Genomic DNA, 20,591 nt, shown 5'->3' with positions numbered 1-20,591 from the left:
CAAGTTGTATAATTGGCCATGCTGGTCCGCCTTTGCTGTGTCGACGGGACCAACGTCGTGAGGGGCTGCTTCGGCTACGCAGGCCCCGCCTTCGAGGAGCAGGAACTCTCCGATAACCGATACCTTTCTGAGGCCTTGGCCCGGCTTTGCGAGGGATTGGCCGGGCGCGTCGAGGTGGAGCTTTTCTTCGACGGCCCTTGCCGGGCGCCGTTGGCCTCCTCGGCCCGAGCCGCCAATTTCAGGATCCGCTTCGCCGAGGGCCTTAAAGCCGATGACGTCATCCTCGATCGCGTGAGAGCAGGCCGGTACCTCGGCCAGGGACGGGTTTGCGTGGTCACGGCAGACTCGGAGCTAGGGCGCAGGGTTCTAGAGGAAGGCGGGCGCTGGGCGCGGTTTTTCCCCGGAGACCCGGTGGAGCGAGTGCTCTCTTTGATTGAGAGCCGCTTTCTAAGGTAGTATTTAGCGAGTTCATGGCCGAGAAACCGGACGTGGTGGTGGTGGGCGGTGGGATCATGGGCGTGAGTGCCGCCTATTGGCTGGCCTCTAGGGGCAAGAGCGTCGTCCTCCTCGACCAAAGCGGCATCCCCAACGCCGCGGCCGCATCGGGCGACCACCTGCGCGTTTTCCGCTTGAGCTACGGGAAGGACGCTTTCTATACGGCCATGGCCATGAAAAGCCTTCCCCTCTGGCTCGAGTGGGGGGCCCAGGCCAATGAGTCCCTCCTCCTGCAGAACGGAGTCCTGGATTTGGCCGTGACCGCGCGCGGCTACGAGGAGGACAGCTTCCGGGTCCTCAAGGAAATGAAAGTCCATGCGGTTAGAATGGAGAAAGGCGAACTCCGCCGCCATTACCCCATGCTCAACACCCGCGCCATCAAGTACGGGATATTTCACAAGGATGGCGGGATGCTTTGGGCCTCGCGCGCGACCGCGGCGGTCTGCGGACTGGCGCAGAGGAAAGGGGTGAGGGTCCGCACGCAGACCAAGGCGGAGAGTCTGGTGCGCGCCCGGGGGAAAATCCTGGCCGTCAAGGATTCGGAGGGCAAGCAATGGAAGGCTGAAAGCTTTCTATTCACCGCCGGCTATTGGACGCCCCAGCTCCTCAAGCCCTATAAGATACCCCTCAAGGTGACTCGCCAGCAGCAGCTTTACTTGAGGCCCCCCATCAATCGCGGCCGCTATCGTCCCGAGCACTTCCCCGTGTTCGCCGCCTTGAGCCAGGGTTTCTACGGGTTCCCGCTGCATATCCATGGCTTCATGAAGATCGGGGACCACGGCAAGGGGCCGACGGCCAAGCCCGAGGCCGGAGCCCAGATCACACCCGCCTTTGAAAGAAAATGCCGGGCCTTTCTCAAGCGCTTCATGCCGGAGCTTTCCGACTTCACGGAGAGCGAGGGCTCTGTCTGCTACTACGACAACACCAAGGACGGCGATTTCATCCTGGACCGCCTACCGGGCGCCGCGAACGCCTTCGTGGCCTGCGGATTTTCGGGCCACGGCTTCAAGTTCGCGCCCCTGATCGGCAAGACCATGGCGGAGTTCATGACCTCGGCTAGGCCCGAGCTCAACATGCACCGCTTCCGGCTATCCCGTTTTTAACGGGAATCCATCACTTCGCCTTATGGGGCGGCGGGGGTTCGTTGAGAAGCAGCCAATACAGCCCGAGCTGGGCCACGGCGGAGGCGAATTCCGTGAAATCAACGGGCTTGCGGATGTAGCTGTTGGCGCCTAGGCTGTAGCCATTGAGCCTGTCTTGCTCCTCCTTGGAAGAGGTAAGGATCACGATGGGCAGGAGTTTCGTGCGCTTGTCTCCCCGAAGGCGGCTCAAGACCTCGAGGCCGTCCATCTTGGGCAGATGGAGGTCGAGGAGTATTACCGCGGGCATCACGGAGGCGCCGCGGAGTAAATCCAGGGCCTCGATCCCGTCGTGGGCCACGACGATTTCGTTTTTGATGTTGCTTCTCTTAAGGGCGCGCAGCATCAAGGTCACGTCGTCTGGGTCGTCCTCGACGAGGAGAATGATCTTATTTTCCATAGATTGCTCCGGGCAAGGTGAAGTAGAATACCGCTCCCTTCTCTACGGCGCCTTCCGTCCAAATGCGGCCGCCATGCTTGCGCATGATGCGCTGCGCGGTGGCCAGCCCGATCCCGGTTCCGGGAAATTCCGCCGAGCCGTGCAGCCGCTGGAAGGGGGTGAACAACTTGCCGGCGAAGGCGGGATCGAAGCCCGCCCCATCGTCCCTGATGAAATAGGCGGCTTGGCCGTCTGCCTGCGTCAGGCCGAACTCGATGCGCGCCCGAGCGTGCTTGGACGTGAATTTCCAGGCGTTTTGCAGGAGATTTTCCAGGACGCTGCGCAGGAGGTGCGCGTCGGCCATGGCCGCGAGATTAGGGGCGACGGCAAATTCGACTTTCCGGCCGGGCTCGCCATTCCTGAGCCCGGCCGCGATGGATTCCACCAATGCGCTGAGGTCGACCCGCTCGAGGCGGAGCTCCGTTCGCGTCACGCCGGAAAGCTCGAGCAAGCTGTCTATGAGCCGCCCCATGTCCTGACTTGCCGCGCATAGGCGCTCGAGGAATTCATGTCCCTTCGGGCCTATTTCCCCGCCGCAATCCTCGACCAGGGCCCGGCAGAAGCCGTTGATTTTGCGCACGGGAGCCCTGAGGTCGTGGGCTACGGAATAGCTAAAAACTTCCAGGTCCTTGTAGGCGGATTCGGTTTCCGCCTTCGCCTTTCGCAGGGTTTCCTCCGCCATTTTGCGCCGGCTGATGTCATGCAGGACCAAGACCACGCTCGCCCCCCCCCTCTTCAAGGCGGACTTGGGCCGCGAAAACTTCCAAGGACAGGGTCTCAGAGTCTTGTTGAAACTCGAAATCTTGGGACACGGACGAAGGCGACTTCAAGGCCAGGTGGGCCGGATGGGAATCGGGAGGCACGGCTTTTCCCCCGCGGCGCAGGGGCAGGAGATTGACAAGGTCCTTTCCGAGAGCCTCCAGGCTTGCGCGTTTGATCAGGGCGTTGAAGGGTTTGTTGCCCCACTGGATTTTACCGGATTCATTGACCCAGACGATGGCGTCGTTGATGGCTCCGAGAGCGACCTCGAGCTTTCCTAGAGTCGCGCGCAGCTCCGAAACGAGCTGGCTATCGCCGGGCATGCGCTCTCAATCCTTCTTGAGCGGCCGGATCGTCGCCGCGAACGTCCAGTGCTTGCCGTCATGCTCGGCCGCTATGTAGTGCTCGGCGTCGAATTCCCTTCCGTCCTTCTTGATTGCCTTGAGCTTTAGGGCTTGATTTAGGAGAGTCGGCTTTCCCGTGGAAAGGAAGCGGGAAAATCCCAGGTGGTGCGCGTCGCGCAAGTCCTTGGGAATAATGACGGTCAAGGGTCGCCCCAGGATTTCCGTGCGGCTCCAGCCGAAAATCTCCGTGAAGGAGGGGTTGATATCGGTTATGTTCCCATTGTGATCGGCGACAATGACGGGAACGTCGGTCCTTCGCGCGACGTCCTCGATTGTGTTCATTCGTTTAATTATATCTAATGGCCTCATGAAATATACCATATTGGCGTTTTTGGCCGTTTCTTCTGCGGCCGCCGCGGTCAAGGCCGCTTCCCCGGTTGACCCGGAAGTCATCTACGGGGACGATGATCGCAAGGACCTCTACCAAATCCGGGACCCAAAAGTCCTGGCCTTGGCCGGCTCCACGGTGGCTTTGTTCGAGGCGGGGGATGTCTCCCTCGATAGGGGCCAGGCCCTCCTTTCCTCCTCGCCTTACGGCGAGGGCATGCGCCTCTGCTCCGACGAGCCCTTCTACGAGCAAGGGTCCGGGGCCTTCTGCTCCGGCTTCTTGGTGGCTCCCGATCTTGTGCTCACCGCCGGGCATTGCCTCAGGAGCGAGTCCGCCTGCAGGAGCACCAAGTTCGTTTTCGGCTTCGGAATCATGGATAAGAGCATCGGCACTCCGAAGAGCGTGCCGGCCGGCGAGGTTTACGGGTGCAAGGCCTTGGTCGGGCGCAAGGAGGAGGGTCGCGGCGCGGATTGGGCTTTGGCGCGGCTCGACCGCGCGGTGAAAAAAGAGGAGCACGCGCCGCTCGCGCTCGACCGCGATCCCTCGGCCATCGCGCAGGGAACGCCTCTCTTCGTGGTCGGGCATCCCGCGGGCCTGCCGACCAAGGTGGCCGGAGGAGCCAAGGTCCGGGATGGCTCGCCCAACGGATTCTTTATCGCCAACCTCGACACCTACGGAGGCAACTCTGGCTCGGCGGTTTTCAACGCCAAAACCGGACTCGTGGAGGGGATACTCGTGCGCGGCGAGATAGACTACGAGACCAGGCCTGGGAAGGCCTGCCGCCAGTCCAAGGTTTGCCCGAGCGAGGGCTGCCGCGGCGAGGACGTGACCAAGATCTCGGCGGCGATTGGGAGCCTGCCGCGTCCGGAGCCGGAGGTTATTTTCCGTCTGAGCCGCTTAGGGCCGGTTCCTTTTGATTGAGCATCCGGCAGAGGACATAGCGCAGCACGCCCCCGTAGCGGTAGTACTCGAGCTCGATCGCGGTATCAATGCGGGCCAGGGTCTTGAACGCGGCGACTTGTCCCGCTTCGCCGACGGCCTTGACCGAGATTTCCTGGCGGGGCTTAAGGCCCGCGGCCAGCCCGGAAATCTCGAAGACCTCTAGGCCGGTCAGCCCCAGGCTTTGAGCGCTCTCCCCGGCCTTGAACTGCAGGGGGAGTATCCCCATTCCGACGAGATTGGAGCGGTGGATGCGCTCGAAGCTTTGGGCGATCACGGCCTTGACCCCCAGGAGAGCCGGCCCCTTGGCGGCCCAGTCGCGCGAGGAGCCAGAGCCGTACTCCTTGCCGGCCAGGATGACCAAGGGAGTTCCGGTTCGGCGGTAGAGCTCCGAGGCCTCGAAGATGGGCATGAGCTTCTTCTTAGGCAGGTGCAGGGCGTAGCCGCCGGCCCCTTCGATCATGAGATTTCGGATCCGGATGTTGGCGAAAGTCCCGCGCACCATGACCTCGTGGTTGCCGCGGCGCGCCCCGAAGGAATTGAAGTCCTTGGGGTTGACGCCTTTTGTCTGGAGGTAGAGGCCGGCGGGGCCATCCTTGGGGATGTTTCCCGCGGGGGAAATGTGGTCGGTGGTGACTGAATCCCCGAAAATCGCCAGGGCGCGGGCCCCCCGGATGTTGGCCAGTGGTTCTGGCGAGAGCTTCAAGCTCTCGAAGTAGGGAGGCAGGCGCACGTAAGTGGAGCCCAAGTCCCACTCGTAGAGGGAGCTCTGGGCCACCTCGAGAGAGCTCCAATCGGAGTCCCCGGCGAAAACATCGCTGTACTGCCGGGCGAACATCTCTTTCTTGACGCAGGCCGCGACGGTCCGGGCGACCTCCTCGTTGGAGGGCCAGATGTCCTTTAGGTAGACGGGGGCTCCGTCCTTTCCAGCCCCCAGGGGCTCTTTGGAGAGGTCAATATCCATGCGCCCGACCAAGGCGTAGGCCACGACCAGCGGGGGGGACGCCAGGTAGTTGGCCTTTACCAGGGGATTGATGCGGCCCTCGAAATTCCTGTTGCCGGAGAGCACCGCGGCCGCGATCAGGTTCTGGTTCGAGATCGCCTCGGCCACGGCCTCCGGCAAGGGCCCCGAGTTTCCGATGCAAGTGGTGCAGCCGTAGCCGACCAAATGGAAATTGAGACGCTCCAGGGGCGCCTTGAGCCCGGAGGCCTCCAGGTAGTCCATGACGGTCTTCGATCCAGGGGCGAGGCTGGTCTTGACCCAGGGCTTGGCGCGCAAGCCCTTCTCGACGGCTTTCTTGGCCAAAAGCCCGGCTCCCAGCATCACCGAGGGGTTGGAGGTGTTGGTGCAGGAGGTGATGGCCGCGATCACCACCGCGCCGTGTCCGATCTTGAAGGCTTTGCCGTCGGCCTTGACCTCGACCTCGGTTCCGGCTGGTGCGGGGAGGCGCCCCTTCTTGTCCTTCTCCTTGAGGTAAGCGGGCAGGTTTTTCTCCCAGGAGGATTTGACCGCGCCCAGCGTCAAGCGGTCTTGGGGCCGCTTGGGCCCGGCCAAGCAGGCCTCGACTTTGCCCAGGTCCAGCTCTAGCCCGTCATGGAAGAGCGGCTCGAGCTTGTCATCGCGAAAGAGCCCCTGGGCCCGGCAGTATTTCTCCACGAGTTCGACCTCTTCCGCGGGCCTGGCGGTGAGAATCAGGTACTCGAGGGTGCGTTCGTCCACCGGGAAAAATCCGACCGTGGCCCCGTACTCCGGGGCCATGTTGGCCAAGGTCGCGCGGTCGGCCAAGGCCAGGGAGGAGAGCCCCGGGCCGTAGAATTCGACGAACTTTCCCACCACGCCCTTGCGGCGGAGCATTTCCGTCACGGTCAGGACCGCGTCGGTGGCGGTGGCTCCCTCCCTCAGCTTTCCGCTGAGCTTGAAGCCGACCACCTCCGGTATGAGCATGGGCATGGCTTGTCCCAGCATCGCCGCCTCGGCCTCGATGCCTCCTACCCCCCAGCCCAGAACCCCGAGCCCGTTGATCATGGTGGTGTGCGAGTCGGTTCCGATGACGGTGTCGGGGTAGGCCCAGACCTCTTGGTCCTGGGCGGAGCGCCAGACCACCTTGGCCAGGTACTCGAGGTTGACTTGATGCACGATGCCCGTCTCGGGAGGAACGGCGCGGAAATTTCGGAAGGCCTTCTGGCCCCACTTAAGGAAGGCGTAGCGTTCCTTGTTGCGCTTAAATTCGATGGCAGAATTCTCGGCGAAGGCGCCTGGCGTGCCGAAGGAATCCACCTGCACGGAATGGTCGATCACGAGGTCCACGGGCTGGAGGGGGTTGATCCGATCCGGAGAGCCTCCCATTCTTTTCATGGCCTGGCGCATGGCCGCCAGGTCCACCACCGCCGGGACTCCGGTGAAGTCCTGCATGAGCACCCGGGCGGGCATGAAGAAGACCTCGCGCTCCTCGGGTTCCTTGCCCGCGGCCCGGGCCACGGCCGCGATGTCGTCCTTGCTGACCGTGACGCCGTCCTCGTGGCGCAGGAGGTTTTCCACGAAAATGCGCAGCGAGATGGGAAGGCGCGAGAGGTTCAAGCCCTTTTTCTCCAGGGCCGCCAGGCTGAAAATTCGGTACTCCCTTGAGCCGACCTTGAGCGAGGTCCGAGTCTGGAAGCTGTCAATGGATCTGGGATTCATATTTCCATTTTAGCAAAAGTTGCAGTCTGCCACCGGACTTACATAGAATTCAAGGCTAATGAGCGCGCTTGATTTTTTTCCGCCTTTGCACAAGGCCTTCGAGGCCCGGCGCCAGGAGCTTCTCGATTCGAGGAGAAAGGCCCTGTTCGCGGCCCACGAGGACCGTTTGCCCGGCTATCTGCCGGACTCTCCCGCCACGACCGGATCTTGGCGCCTCGCTTTGCCGGGCTGGGCCAAGGACCAGCGCAACCAAATCACGGGCCCGGCCGACAACGCCAAGATTCTCGTAGCCATGCGCAATTCCCCTGACCCGGGCTGCATGCCCGACGGAGAGGACTCCATCACCACGGATTGGGCTCACGTCAGGGCCGCGCAAGAGAACACTATAGCGGCCATCAAGGCAACGCTGTCCTACTCCGATCCGGCGACGGGGAAGACCGCGCGCGCCAGGCCCAGCTCCCAGGTCATGTATTACCGCCCTCGCGGCCTGCACTTGGACGAGGCCAACGCATTGGGGGGCGAGCGCGCCAGCGCCTCGCTTTTCGACTTGGCCTCGGTGTTTTTCGCGACCGCCGAGGAGCGCCGGGCCGCCGCGAAAAAGCCGGAGCTGCAGGCCAAGCTCTGCTTTTACATCCCCAAGGTCGAGTCCTTCGAGGAGGCGGCCTGGTACAGCGACGTGTTGGCCGCCATGGAGGCAGAGATCTCTGTGCCGGAGGGGACGACCAAGATCATGTTCCTGATCGAGTCCCTGCCCGCCGCCTATCAGGTGGAGGAGATCCTTTACGCCGCGCGGCGGCACGTCATTGGGCTCAACCTGGGGCGCTGGGATTACATGGCGAGCCTCCTCCAATTCAAGCTGGCCGACCCTGCCTGGATCCTTCCGGACCGCAACACGATCCCCCACGACATCCCCTTCTTCCAGAATATCCGCGTGCGACTGGTGGACGCATGCCACCGGCGCGGGGCCCTGGCCATAGGAGGGATGACGGCGCTTTTCCCGGACCGCCAGAACCCTGAGATCAATCGCCGGGCCGAGGAGCGGCTGCGCGCCGACAAGAAGAACGAGGCGGCCCTGGGCTTCGATGGGGCCTGGACCGGGCACCCGGACCAGCACGAAAGCGCGATTTCCCAGTTTCCGGCCCCGAACCAGCTTTCCGTGACCCATCCCGAGGCCCCGCGCCGTCCGGATCTGGCCCCCAGCCCGGCGGGAGCGGGGGCGGTCACGGCGTCCGGGACCAAGGACGCCATCCGCACCATGATCGAGTATCGCTTCGGCGTGCTTTCAGGGCTCGGGGCCCGGATGATCAAGGGCTACGACCGAGAGGGGCGCCTCATCGGTAACTTCATGGAGGACCTGGCCACGGACCGGATCTACCGCCTCATGGTCGCCCAGCGCATCCGACATGGGGTCAAGACCGTCGAGGGGACGGCAGTCACCGAGGGGCTGGTGGCCGAGTGGTTCGAGGGGGAGCTCGCCAAGATCTTGCAGGAGCTGGAGAGCCCGGATCCCGGGACGGCGGAGAAATATAGACGCGCAAGCCATTGGAGCCTAACCATGATCAAAGAAACCATCAACCCCGCGCTGCCCGAGGGGGTCAAGGCCTGGAGCTACCCCGTCGCCGAATTCTTAAAGATGTACGCGCCTCTGGAGCAGATCCACCCCGCCGACAAGCTGAGGAGCCTTCTCAAGGAGAAATTCGCCCTGCGCCGGACCCAGCCGGAGAAGTCCTTCCTGCACACGGCCGGGGCCTACGACGCCATGACAGCCTCGCTTTTGACCGACCTCGGCTTCGAGGCGATTTACGCGAGCGGCTGGCAGCTCGCCGTGGCCCACAGCATGTATCCCGACATCGGGATCTACCCCTCCCATTCCATGGTGGAGCTGGCCCGGGAGCTTTTGCGCGGCATCGAGGGCACCCGCGACCGACATTTCTACGACAATGGAGGAGAAGTCTTGAACGTTCCTCCGATATTCGCCGACATAGAGGCCGGCTTCGGCGGGCCGACCCAGACCTTCACTTTGGCCCGCGAGCTCATCAGGGCCGGCGTGGGTGGAGTGCACCTGGAGGACCAGGATCCGGCCGAGAGGACCTGCGGGCACATCATCGCCCACCATGGGGTCAAGAGGTCCAAGGTCTTGGTGCCGACCCATAAGTGGATCGAGAAGCTCATCGCGGTCAAGGCGGCGGCTCAGGCCGCGGGGGTCAACCTCGTCGTGATCGCCCGCACCGACGCGGTGGACGGGGCCGTTCCGGGCGGGAGGGAGGGGGGGGTGGACCACGCGGTGGACCGCGCGCTCGAGGCGGCCTCCCTGGGCGTTGACGTGATTTGGCCGGAGTTCAACGACACCGATCTTGAGGGGCCCGCAAGGTTTTCCGAGGGAGTGCATAAGTATTTTCCCGAGCAGATTCTGGGCTTCAACCTCTCTCCCTCTCTGCATTGGGGCAAGGCCAAGAAGGAGGGCAAGCTCTTGTCGAACAAGCAGTTGGGCCAGCTTGGCTACACCCTCCAGTTCTCCACGCTGCTCGCCTTCCGGACCGTGGGGATGGCCTTGGAGTCCTCCCTCAAGGAGTTCCGTAGGAAGGGCCTCGAGGCCTTGGCCGACCTCCAGCTGGCCGAGGTCCAGTCTCCCGACGGCGAGCCGCGCACCCGCATGCACCAGAAGTTCGCCGGCACCAATCGGTGGCTCACTCTGGAGAAAGTCAGCAAGGGGGCTTGATGGCGTCATTCCTCTTGGTGCCTGGCTCGCGAAGCGTGCCTGGCACCAGCCGTTCCATAACGACGTCTCTTCCAATCCCAGGCGCCAACGGCGGCGCCTAGGACCACTTGGGTCTTGCGCAAAAATTAGCCAGGAGTTATTCTGTGCTTGTGAGAACCAAGACCACCAGGAAGACGACGGTCAGAAGAAAATCAGAGGGCGCCAGTCCGCGAGGCCGCATGCCAGGCCCTCGAGACGAGGAGCTTCAATCGGTTTTCAACGAGGTTTCGGCGGCCCCCAGCGCCGTGCGCACCGAGCAATGGCTCCAAGTGGCCTGCCCCTACTGCTCCGAGGATTTTGAGGTCCGCTTGACGTCCGAGGAAGATGGACAAAGCCTCTACGAGGACTGCCAGGTCTGCTGCCGTCCCATTGTTTTGCGTGTCAGCAATGAGGACGGCGAACTGCAAGTCGACGCCCACAGATCCTGATTCGGGAGAATTCCATGGCCGCTTTATTCGCTTACGTCTGCGCCCTCTGCGGCGACCGCATGGAGGAGAAACACTGCAAGATCGTATGCCCGCGCTGCGGGTATATGCGGGACTGCTCGGATCCCTGAGCTATTTCCCCTTCAGGCCGGCTTTTTTCTCCGCCTCGGGCTTGGCGATCTTGACGAGCTCGACCTCGAAAACCAAGGCGGCGCCCCCTGGAATCACCGGCGGCTGGCCGCGGTCGCCGTAGGCCAGCGACGAGGGGCAGACGATCTTGGCCTTCCCGCCGACCTTCATCCTCTGGATGCCCTCGGTCCAGCAAGGGATGACCCCGTTCAGGGGGAAATCCAGGGGTCCGCCGTGCTTGGAGGAGCTGTCGAAGACCGTGCCGTCGGCCAAAGTTCCGGTGTAGTTGGCGCTGACCGTGTCGCTGGCCTTGGGGGAAGGGCCCGTGCCGGCCTTGAGTTCCTTATAGACCAAGCCGGAGGGCAGGACTTGGGCCCCTGTCTCCTTGGCGGCGCTCTCCAATAAGGGCTTTTCCTTTTTCTTCCGGGCCTCGGCCTGGGCCGTCACCCGGGCCTGGGCCAGGCCGTTGATCTTGTCGCCGTAGGCGTTCAAGTCCACCTGGGCGGTGGTTTTGCCGAGCACCGAGTCCTTGAGGCCCTCCGAGACGTAGGGGAGTTCCTCGGGAGCCAGGTTGAAGACCGAGATGTTCCGGCCCAGGGCCCAGCCCAAGGTGTAGAGGACTTTCTGCTCCTCGCTCTTGAAGTCGAGGCGGGAATCCTTGGCCAATGTAACCGAGGCGGCGACGCCGCCGAGGATGAGAATCAAACCTAATTTCTTCATGACTTTCTCCTGGATTTTAACCTAAACTCCCGGAAAATTTATCATAATGGAGGGCGTCATGGCAAAAGACCCGTTTCTGCGGTCCGCGCTCGAGGAGGCCCGCCAAGGCCTGGCCGAGGGCGGCATTCCCATCGGTTCGGTCCTGGTCAAGGACGGTAAGATCCTGGGCCGCGGGCACAACCGCCGGGTCCAGCTGGGAGACCCCATGGCCCACGCCGAGATAGACTGCCTGCGCCAGGCCGGGCGCATCGGCGGCTACGCCGGGACCGTTCTATACTCCACCCTCATGCCCTGCTATCTCTGCTCGGGGGCCGTGGTCCAGTTCGGCATCCGCAAGGTCTTCGCCGGGGAGTCCCGGAATTTTCCCGGAGGCCCCGAGTTCCTGCGCTCCCACGGGGTCGAGGTCGTGGACTTGGACGATGAGGAGTGCGCCGGGCTCATGAGCCGCTTCATCGCGGAGAACCCCCGCCTCTGGAACGAGGATATCGGCAAGTAGCCGCCTTCTGGAGTTATCTCCCACCCCGACTTATCCACCAAAACTTCCCGGGAAATTTCGGTGGGTAAGTCATAGGTCTAAAGTCCTAAAATTCTTGTAGGCTTAAATCCCAACCGCGATTCCCTTTTGGCCCATGAATTTTCAAGCCAGGGAGATTATCCTGGGCCCATGAAGAACTTTCTCGCCGGCTGTCTCGTCTTATGGTTTGGAATTTACGGCTGGTCCCAGGGGGTATTTGGGATCACGGCGGACAATTCTCCCGCTTTCCAAGAACTGTCAAGCTCGACTGACTGCCCCCAATGCTGGAAGCGCGGCGATAAGCCGGGGCCCGTGGCCGCAAAGACCGCGGCCGGGTCGAAGTTTAAGATCATCTGCGAGCTGGACGGCAAGCACGGCTCGGACCCGGACCGCCTGGAGCATAGGAGGGAAATAGCCTTGGTGGGAAAGGCCTACGAGGCCGCGTTCGAGAGCCTTCCGCCCCACCTTCAAGAGACAGCCTTGGAGACCGTCGCGGTCATCAATCATAAGAATGTAGTTTACACCAAGAGTTCGGTCGCAGGATGGTCGGCCGAGGATGATCCCGAGTATGTTTACCCCGACCGGGGGTATTTCCCGAATGGAACCATCAAGGTGAATTACACCGAATACTTCGTAAGGATCCTTGAGCTGGCGGAGAAAATGGGTCGGAATGACCCCAAGACAGCGAAGGCTTTCCAGGATTCGATTGGGGAGATCATCGCCCATGAGCTTCTCCACGCCTGGCAATACCATCGCAATCCGGTGAGGGACTTGATGAGCGTTCCCGGGGGGTGCCCTCAGGGCTTATGCGACGAGGGGCTTTTGGAAGAAACAAGGCTGAAGCTGGAGTATGAGAGCCAAGCATTCGAGACCGCCAAGCTCTTCGATCCGGCTCGGCGCCGGATTCTCGCGGATGCCCTGGAAAAATCCTTAAAAACGGACCCCAAGTCCGTGATGGGTCCTCTCCTGTCGGAAAAAATTCTGGGTGGCCTTAAGGATACTTTGCGGGCAATGGCCGATCTAGAGGATGCCGGGAAATCCCCAATGGAGGCGTATAAGACGCTCTATTACGGACAATACATCCCAGCGCGAAACGTGCGCGCCTTAGTGGCCATTAATCAGATGCTTGAGAGGGAAAATGCCCATATTTGGGGCGATTCTTCCATGGAGTCGAACCCTTGCGCCAATAAGAAGACAATCTTTGCAGAGACCGCGCCTTATTTGGCGTCGAAGAAGCTGCCCAGGCTTTATCCCTACGTTGCCGCCGTGAAGGCGCGATATCAGCAGGAGCTGGAGAGGCTCGAGAAGAACTTGAGGTGGAAAGGTATCATCTGCGAATAACTCAAAGAAGGAACTTCTAGGCTAGACCGTCTTTCGATTGCCCTTGAACGTGTAGCGCTTGAGCTTCCCGCCCTTGGTCCACCAGACCACCACGCCCTCGACCTGGTCTCCCTTGATCATCCCCTGCCAGCTCACCACGCCCTTCTCGGCGTCGTTGAAGGAGGCGACCCACATGGTGTCGAATTGCCCATCCATGTTTTGGGCGTTGTAGTAGGCCGGGGAGAAGCCCGAGGAGGCGAACCCGGGGACGCTGAGTTGCCCCTTGGTGAAAATGAGGGTGTCCTTGTGCGAGAAGGAGAACAGGGAGTCGGGCTTGATCTTGATATCCCAGGCGGTTCCGTCGATGGGGCCCCCCAGCAGGCGGTAATAGGCCAAGCCCAGGGAGGCGACAAAAGCCAGGAATGTTTTCTTCATTCGTTGCGCGTCATCTTTGCAAGGATACCACGCGGCCGGCGTTCGGCAATGACAAATTTGTTGCGCGCAGACGGGTCAGCGGCTGGCCACCGAAACTTGAGCGCGCCAGGCGGCAAGGCTTTGAGCCAGGGCCTCGGCCAGCCTCTCCTGGTAGGCCGGATCGGCGAGGCGCGCGGCTTCCTGGGAGTGGCTCAAATGGCCGAGCTCGATGAGGATGCTCGGGATGCGCGGGTTCTTCAGCACGTACAAGGCGGCCTTCTCCGGCGGGTTGACCGCCAGGCCCTGGCCGCGCAGGGCCCGCGTCATGAAAGCGGCCAATTCCTCGCTGGCCAGCCGCGCCTGCCTCGGAGGAGCCGGCAAGGGGGGCAGATGCGGCAGACGGCTTCCGCCGGGGATGGGGGTGAGCCCATAGGAATAGATTTGAATCCCCCTCTCCTGCTTGCGTTTGACCTTGTTGAGGTGGAGGGACACGAAAACCTGCCCTTCCCAGGCCAGGCTTTCTTCTATGCGCCGGGGCAGAGCCAGGAAATCGTCCCCCTCGCGCGTCAGCCTCGCGCCGGGCCCGAGCTTGTCCAGGCGCAGCTTGAGTTTACGGGCGATGGAGAGGGTTATGTCCTTCTCCCGCCGGCCTTGAGCGATGGCCCCGAAGTCTTTTCCTCCGTGCCCGGGGTCGAGAATGACGGCCCCGCCCCCCGCAGCGGCGGGACCTCGGAAGAGCCCCGAGCTCGCCAGCCCAAGCCCGAGCGCCATGGCAGTCAGCATACTCCTTATATAACAGCCCGCAAAACTCCTGTCAAGGCGCCGGGAGAGTTAAATGGAAGGCAGTGCCGCGCCCCAGCTCGGACTCTACCCATATGCGCCCCTCGTGGTGCTCGATGATCTTCTTGCAGATCGCCAGGCCGATTCCGGTCCCGGGGTATTTGTCCTTGCTGTGCAGGCGCTTGAATATGGCGAAGATGCGCTCGTGGTAGGCGGGATCGATGCCGATCCCGTTGTCGCGAACCGTCAGGACCCACTCCCGGCCTTGGGGCTTGGCCGAGACATGGATGACCGGGGGCGCGTCTGCCCGGAACTTGACGGCGTTGTTGAGGAGGTTGAGAAACAGGCTCGTCAGCTCCACGGCGTCTCCCTTGACCGCGGGCAGGGGGTCGTGGGTGATAGTGGCCTTGCTTTCATGTATCGCCACGGAGAGGTCCAAGAGGGCCTTGCCCAGGATGTCCTCCAGGGCCGCGGTCTTGAAGGGCCGCTCCCCTTTGCCGACCTGGGAGTACTCGAGCAGATCCGAGATCATCTCCCCCATGCGTGCCACTCCGCTCACGATGGAGCGGATGTATTGGTCCGCGTTCTGGTCGAGCTTGCCGCGGTAGCGGCTGGCCAGGAGCTCGGTGAAGCTTGCCACCTTGCGCAGGGGCTCGCGCAGGTCGTGCGAGGCCAGGAAGGCGAACTGCTCCAGCTCGACGTTGGAGCGCTCGAGCTCGATGTTGATGCGCGAGAACTCCCGCGTCCTCTCGCGGACCCGGGCCTCCAGGGTCTCGTTGAGGGCCTTGAGGGACTCCTCGGCGCGCTTGCGCTCGGTGATGTCGTGGGCCACCGCGTAATGAACCTTATCCTTGGGGAAGGGGGTGGAGTTCCACAAGAGCCAGCGGTAGGACCCGTCCCGGCAGCGCACGCGGTTCTCCAGGCCCCGCGCCAGGGGTGAGGCAAGCTGGCGCCAGTAGGACAGGGTTGCCTTCCTGTCGTCGGGATGGACCAGTTCGATAAAGGGCCTGGACAGGAGCTCGTTTCTGGGGATGCCCAAGGTCTTCTCCCAGGAGACATTGATCTCCTTGAGCAAGCCGTCGAAGCCCAAGGTGCACATCAGGTCCAGGGATAGGTAGAAGAAGCGGTTGCGTTGGGCCCTCATCTCCCGCAAGGCCCTGCGGTGCTCGCGCCCCTCGATCTGGCGCAGGAGCTCGGCCTGCGCGCGGATCTCTTCCGTCTTCATGAAGAGGTCCACGAAAACCGATACCTTGGCGCGCAGGACCTCCAGGATGAAGGGCTTGAAGATGTAGTCCACGGCTCCGACCGAGTAGCCCTTGTAGACCTGCATCTCGCCCTTGCTCACCGCGGTCAGGAATATGATGGGGGTGAGCTTGGAGCGCTCGCGCTCTCGGATGAGCCGGGCCGTCTCGAAGCCGTCCATGCCCGGCATGTAGACGTCGAGGAGGATCACGGCGAAGTCCCGCTCGAGAAGCTGCTTCAAGGCCTCCTGGCCGGAGCGGGCCTTGACCAGGCTGTGCCCGAGCCCGCTTAGGGCGCTTTCGAGGGCCAGCAGGTTCTCCTCCCGGTCGTCCACCAGGAGGACGCTGATCTGGGCAGGCGCCGCGCTCCGCCTCTCGGCGGCAACGCTCCCCGGCAGCAGGCTTTCTTTGGGCATGGTCTCCTATCCCATCATTGCGGGCTGAAGATGTAGTGGTACAGCCAGACCCGCAATAGCGAGAGCAGCTGCTCGATCTCCACTGGCTTGGGGATGTAGTCGGAAGCTCCCGCCTCGATGCATTTCTCCCGGTCGCCCTTCATGGCCTTGGCCGTCAGCGCGATGATGGGCAGGCGCTTGTACTGCTCGATTCGGCGTATGGCCCGCATGGTCTCGTAGCCGTCCATGTCGGGCATCATGACGTCCATGAGCACGATATCTATCCCGGGGGTGGTCTGCAGTATCTCGAGCCCGGCCTTGCCGTTCTCCGCGTAGACCACCTTCATCCGGTAGCGCTCCAAGACGCTCGTGAGGGCGAAGATGTTGCGCACGTCGTCATCCACGATGAGGACGGTCTTGTCGGAGAGCAGGGGTTGGGATTGGTACAGCTCCTCGAGGAGCTGGCGCTTGGCCTCGGGAAGTTGGTTGACGATTTGGTGCATGAACAGGGCCACCTCGTCCAAGAGCCTTTCCGGTGAGCGGGCGTCCTTGACGATGATGGACTGCGTCACCTGGCGCAGCTGGCGCTCCTCCTTCTTGGTGAGATCCTTGCCGGTGTAGACTATGATGGGTGTTTCCGTGGAGCCCAGCTCACTTTTCAAGCGGCGGATGAGTTCGAAGCCCGTCATGTCGGGGAGCTTCAAGTCAAGGACCATGCAGTCGAAGGACTCTCTCTTCAAAACCTCAAGGGCCTCCTGTCCGGAGCTGGCGGCCGTGATTTTTATGGAGCCGGAGTTCAAGAGCTCCAGGATGCTCATCCTCTGTGCCTCGTTGTCCTCGACCACGAGAAGGTTCTTGACCGGGCGGTCTATGTAGCCTCGCATCTTGCCCAGAGCCCCGGACAAGGCCTCGCCGGAGACGGGCTTGACCAGATAGGCGAAGGCGCCCTGGGACAGGCCGCGCTCGACCTGTTCCTCCACGGACATGATGTGGATGGGGATGTGCCGGGTCTGGGGATCGTGCTTGAGCCGGTCGAAGACGGCCCAGCCGTCCATGTCGGGGAGCTTCAAGTCCAAAGTGATGGCGTGGGGCAGGTATTTGTGCGCCAAGACCAAGCCCGAATCTCCCCTTGTCGCGACCAGGGCCTTGAAGCCGGCCTGGCGCGACATGTCGCGCAGGATCTGGGCATAGGCCACGTCGTCCTCGATCACGAGGATGACGCGGTCCTCGGTCTGGATCGCGCCGCGATCGTCCTCTATATCGATGGGCAAAGTTTCCGGGACTTGCGACTCTTCCTCTAAGGACTTGGCTTCCTTGACCGCGATGGCCTGTACATCCTCCATGGTCACGAGCTCCAAGGGCCGCGGCCGCGGCGGGGTGTAGGAGAGCGGGAGATAGAGGAAGAAGGTGCTGCCTTGCCCGGGGGTGCTCTGCACGTTGATCTCGCCGCCCAGCATCTTGGAGATTTCCCGGCTGATGGAGAGCCCCAGGCCCGTGCCACCGTATTTGCGGCTCGTGGTCATGTCCACCTGCTGGAAGGCCTCGAAAATGATCTTCTGCTTATCGAGGGGGATCCCGATGCCGGTGTCCGACACCACGAAGGCCAGAACGCAGTCGGCGCGGTTCAAGAGCTCCTGCTCCCGGCTCCAGCCGCCCTTGGCCACCATCATGCGCAGGAGGACCTTGCCCTTCTCGGTGAATTTGAGGGCGTTGGAGAGGAGATTGCGCAGTATCTGCTGCAGGCGCTTGGAGTCCGTATTGAGGGCGTTGGGGAGGCGTTCATCCACCTCGACGGAGAACTCAAGGCCCTTCTCCGCGGCCACCTGCCTGAATCCCCGCTCCACGTAGTCTTGCAGTTCCTGGAAGCGCACCTCGCTGATTTCGAGGGACATGGTTCCGGACTCGATCTTGGAGAGATCCAGGATGTCGTTGATGAGGGCCAAGAGGTCCTTGCCTGAGGAGTGGATGGTCTTGGCGAACTCCACTTGCTTGGGGAGCAGGTTCTTCTCGGCGTTTTCCGCCAAAGTCCGCGCCAGGATGAGAAGGCTGTTGAGGGGGGTCCGGAGCTCGTGGGACATGTTGGCCAAGAACTGGGACTTGTACTTCGAGGTTAAGGCCAGCTGCTCGGCTTTTTCCTCTATGGCCTGGCGGGCCACCTCGATCTCGCGGTTCTTGGCTTCCACTTCTTTTTTCTGCTCGGACAGGAGCCGCGCCTTCTCCTCGAGCTCTGCGTTGGTTTTCTGGAGCTCCTGGGCCAGGGACTGGGACTGCTTGAGCAGATCCTCGGTGCGCATCGTGGCCGCGATGGTGTTGAGCACGATCCCGATGGACTCGGTGAGCTGCTCCAGGAAAGTGAGGTGGATCTCGCTGAAGCGGTTGAAGGAGGCGAGCTCGATCACGGCCTTGACCTGGCCCTCGAAGAGGACGGGGAGCACCGTGAGGTTCAAGGGCGCGGCCTCGCCCAAGGAGGAGTTGATCTTGACGTAGTCGGAGGGCACGCCCGTGAGCAGAACCTTCTGCTTCTCCAGGGCGCATTGCCCGACCAAGCCCTCCCCCAGGCCCAGGTGCTCGGGGAGGGAAAGGCTCTCCTTGTGGGCGTAGGAGGCCAGAAGCTTCAGGGGCTTCTCCTCCTGGGAGTCGTCGTCGTAGACGTAGAACACCCCATGCTGGGCCGAGATCAAAGGCGCTAGCTCCGAGAGGATCTGGCGCGAGACCGTGTCTATGTCGCGCTGGCCTTGGAGCATGCGCGTGAACTTGGCCAAATTGGTCTTGAGCCAGTCCTGGTCGGCGTTCTTGCGCGTGGTTTGGCGGAGGTTGCGGATCATCTCATTGATGTTGTCCTTCAAGGCCGACACCTCCCCCTGGGCCACCACGGTGATGGATTGGGTGAGGTCTCCCTTGGTCACGGCCGTGGACACGTCGGCGATGGCCCGCACCTGGGTGGTGAGGTTGGCCGCGAGCTGGTTGACGTTGTCGGTGAGATCCCTCCAGAGGCCCGTGGCGCCTGGAACTCGGGCTTGGCCGCCGAGCTTTCCCTCCACGCCCACCTCGCGGGCCACCGTGGTGACCTGGTCTGCGAAGGTGGCCAAGGTGTCGATCATGGCGTTGATGGTGTCGGCCAGGGCCGCGATCTCTCCGCGCGCCTCCAGGGCGAGCTTTTGCTTCAAGTTCCCGTTGGCCACCGCCGTCACGACCTTGGCGATATTGCGCACTTGGCTGGTGAGGTTGGAGGCCATGGAGTTGACGTTGTCTGTCAAGTCCTTCCAGATGCCGGCCACCCCTTTCACCATGGCCTGGCCGCCCAATTTTCCATCGGTGCCGACCTCGCGGGCGACGCGGGTCACCTCGGAGGCGAAGGCGTTCAGCTGGTCCACCGTGGTGTTGATGGTGTCCTTTAAGGCCAGGATCTCGCCTTTCACCTCCACGGTGATCTTCCGTGAGAGATCGCCGCGCGCAACCGCCGTGGTCACCTCGGCGATGTTGCGGACCTGGTTGGTGAGGTTGGAGGCCATGGAGTTGACGTTGTCGGTGAGATCCTTCCAGACCCCGGCCACCCCTTTCACCACGGCCTGGCCGCCGAGCTTTCCCTCGGTGCCAACCTCGCGGGCGACCCGGGTGACCTCGGAGGCGAAGGAGTTCAGCTGATCCACCATGGTGTTGATGGTGTCCTTTAAGGCCAAGATCTCGCCCTTGACGTCGACCGTGATCTTCTTCGAGAGGTCGCCCTTGGCGACGGCCGTGGTGATCTCGGCGATGTTTCGGACTTGGTTGGTGAGGTTGTTGGCCATGGAGTTGACGTTGTCGGTCAAGTCCTTCCAGATGCCGGCCACGTCCTTTACTCGGGCCTGGCCGCCTAGTTTGCCCTCGGTGCCAACCTCGCGGGCGACCCGGGTAACCTCGGAGGCGAAAGACCTCAGCTGGTCCACCATGGTGTTGATCGTGTTCTTGAGTTGAAGGATCTCGCCCTTCACCTCCACCGTGATCTTGCGCGAAAGATCTCCATTGGCAACCGCCGTGGTCACCTCGGCGATGTTGCGGACCTGGTTGGTGAGGTTGGAGGCCATGGAGTTGACGTTGTCGGTGAGATCTTTCCAGACCCCGGCCACCCCCTTCACCACGGCCTGTCCGCCGAGCTTTCCCTCGGTGCCGACCTCGCGCGCCACGCGGGTCACCTCGGAGGCGAAGGAGTTCAGCTGGTCCACCATGGTATTGATGGTGTCCTTCAGGGATAGGATCTCGCCCTTGACCTCCACGGTGATCTTTCGGGAGAGGTCTCCCTTGGCCACCGCGGTCGTGACCTCGGCGATGTTGCGGACCTGGCTGGTGAGGTTGGAGGCCATGAAATTGACGTTGTTGGTGAGGTCCTTCCAGATGCCGGCCACCCCTTTCACTACGGCCTGTCCGCCGAGTTTGCCCTCGGTTCCGACCTCGCGGGCGACTCGGGTGACCTCGGAGGCGAAGGAATTCAGCTGGTCCACCATGATGTTGATCGTGTTCTTGAGCTCCAGGATCTCGCCCTTGGCGTCGGCCGAGATCTTGCGCGAGAGGTCGCCGCGCGCGACGGCCGTGGTCACTTCGGCGATGTTGCGGACCTGGGCCGTGAGGTTGGAAGCCATCGAGTTCACGGAGTCGGTGAGGTCCTTCCACGTGCCGGCCACGCCCGGCACGGCCGCCTGGCCGCCCAGCTTGCCGTCGGTGCCCACTTCGCGGGC

The 20,591-nt window shown here is 62.5% G+C and carries 17 protein-coding genes; 7 read left to right on the top strand and 10 right to left on the bottom strand.

The genetic code is table 11. From position 1 onward, the window contains the following. Positions 1-18 precede the first annotated feature (18 nt). Positions 19-456 (top strand): hypothetical protein, encoded by a 438-nt coding sequence (locus tag HY921_00340; GenBank protein ID MBI5629320.1) that lies wholly within the window; start codon positions 19-21, stop codon positions 454-456. A gap of 14 nt (positions 457-470) precedes the next feature. Next, the gene (solA, locus tag HY921_00335; GenBank protein ID MBI5629319.1) at positions 471-1,598 is read left to right on the top strand and encodes an N-methyl-L-tryptophan oxidase; all 1,128 of its coding nucleotides are present in this window, start codon (positions 471-473) and stop codon (positions 1,596-1,598) included. 10 nt (positions 1,599-1,608) lie between these two features. Here solA and HY921_00330 read toward each other — a convergent pair whose 3' ends face one another. The 4 genes from HY921_00330 to HY921_00315 are packed head-to-tail and all read right to left on the bottom strand — an operon-like array spanning position 1,609 to position 3,518. Continuing rightward, a complete protein-coding gene (locus tag HY921_00330) occupies positions 1,609-2,034 on the bottom strand; it encodes a response regulator (GenBank protein MBI5629318.1) in 426 nt (141 codons plus the stop codon). Continuing rightward, positions 2,024-2,812 (bottom strand): hypothetical protein, encoded by a 789-nt coding sequence (locus HY921_00325; GenBank protein MBI5629317.1) that lies wholly within the window; start codon positions 2,810-2,812, stop codon positions 2,024-2,026. The genes HY921_00330 and HY921_00325 overlap by 11 nt, the downstream gene beginning before the upstream one ends. Next, positions 2,772-3,155, bottom strand: a complete 384-nt coding sequence (locus HY921_00320; protein ID MBI5629316.1) for a hypothetical protein — start codon at positions 3,153-3,155, stop codon at positions 2,772-2,774. The genes HY921_00325 and HY921_00320 overlap by 41 nt, the downstream gene beginning before the upstream one ends. A gap of 6 nt (positions 3,156-3,161) precedes the next feature. After that, the gene (locus tag HY921_00315) at positions 3,162-3,518 is read right to left on the bottom strand and encodes a PAS domain S-box protein (protein ID MBI5629315.1); all 357 of its coding nucleotides are present in this window, start codon (positions 3,516-3,518) and stop codon (positions 3,162-3,164) included. A 25-nt stretch (positions 3,519-3,543) separates the two neighbouring features. On the opposite strand from HY921_00315, the gene HY921_00310 reads away from it, so the two are divergent. Beyond that, entirely contained in the window at positions 3,544-4,485 is a 942-nt protein-coding gene (locus HY921_00310; GenBank protein ID MBI5629314.1) for a trypsin-like peptidase domain-containing protein, read from the top strand. Here the strand turns inward: HY921_00310 and acnA are convergent. Further along, positions 4,442-7,183, bottom strand: a complete 2,742-nt coding sequence (acnA, locus tag HY921_00305) for an aconitate hydratase AcnA (GenBank protein MBI5629313.1) — start codon at positions 7,181-7,183, stop codon at positions 4,442-4,444. The genes HY921_00310 and acnA overlap by 44 nt on opposite strands. A 58-nt stretch (positions 7,184-7,241) precedes the next feature. Between acnA and HY921_00300 the strand changes: the two genes are divergently transcribed. Together HY921_00300 and HY921_00295 are read left to right on the top strand one after the other, a co-directional pair. Beyond that, positions 7,242-9,902: an isocitrate lyase/phosphoenolpyruvate mutase family protein gene (locus HY921_00300; GenBank protein ID MBI5629312.1), complete on the top strand. Its 2,661-nt coding sequence runs from the start codon at positions 7,242-7,244 to the stop codon at positions 9,900-9,902. Positions 9,903-10,120: 218 nt separating this feature from the next. Continuing rightward, positions 10,121-10,369, top strand: a complete 249-nt coding sequence (locus HY921_00295; protein MBI5629311.1) for a CPXCG motif-containing cysteine-rich protein — start codon at positions 10,121-10,123, stop codon at positions 10,367-10,369. Positions 10,370-10,498: 129 nt separating this feature from the next. Here HY921_00295 and HY921_00290 read toward each other — a convergent pair whose 3' ends face one another. Then, positions 10,499-11,215 (bottom strand): FKBP-type peptidyl-prolyl cis-trans isomerase, encoded by a 717-nt coding sequence (locus HY921_00290; GenBank protein MBI5629310.1) that lies wholly within the window; start codon positions 11,213-11,215, stop codon positions 10,499-10,501. A 58-nt stretch (positions 11,216-11,273) separates the two neighbouring features. Here HY921_00290 and HY921_00285 point away from each other — a divergent pair, with 58 nt between their 5' ends. After that, entirely contained in the window at positions 11,274-11,711 is a 438-nt protein-coding gene (locus HY921_00285; GenBank protein MBI5629309.1) for a nucleoside deaminase, read from the top strand. Between the two features lie 168 nt (positions 11,712-11,879). Beyond that, positions 11,880-13,070: a hypothetical protein gene (locus HY921_00280; GenBank protein ID MBI5629308.1), complete on the top strand. Its 1,191-nt coding sequence runs from the start codon at positions 11,880-11,882 to the stop codon at positions 13,068-13,070. Positions 13,071-13,091: 21 nt separating this feature from the next. Here the strand turns inward: HY921_00280 and HY921_00275 are convergent, their stop codons facing one another. From HY921_00275 to HY921_00260, 4 genes are all read right to left on the bottom strand, one after another. Next, entirely contained in the window at positions 13,092-13,484 is a 393-nt protein-coding gene (locus tag HY921_00275; protein ID MBI5629307.1) for a hypothetical protein, read from the bottom strand. Between the two features lie 75 nt (positions 13,485-13,559). Continuing rightward, a complete protein-coding gene (locus HY921_00270; GenBank protein MBI5629306.1) occupies positions 13,560-14,234 on the bottom strand; it encodes an N-acetylmuramoyl-L-alanine amidase in 675 nt (224 codons plus the stop codon). A gap of 43 nt (positions 14,235-14,277) precedes the next feature. Beyond that, positions 14,278-15,900, bottom strand: coding sequence for a response regulator (locus tag HY921_00265; protein MBI5629305.1), 1,623 nt, complete (start codon positions 15,898-15,900; stop codon positions 14,278-14,280). A 14-nt stretch (positions 15,901-15,914) separates the two neighbouring features. Beyond that, positions 15,915-20,591: response regulator (locus tag HY921_00260; protein ID MBI5629304.1), on the bottom strand; the 4,677-nt coding region annotated here is incomplete at its 5' end.

The sequence above is a fragment of the Elusimicrobiota bacterium genome, assembly GCA_016218575.1.
Taxonomy (GTDB): Bacteria; Elusimicrobiota; Elusimicrobia; order UBA1565; family UBA9628; genus JACRDN01.
Note: the sequence above shows the minus strand (reverse complement) of the source record. Positions and strands in the feature narration are given on the sequence as shown.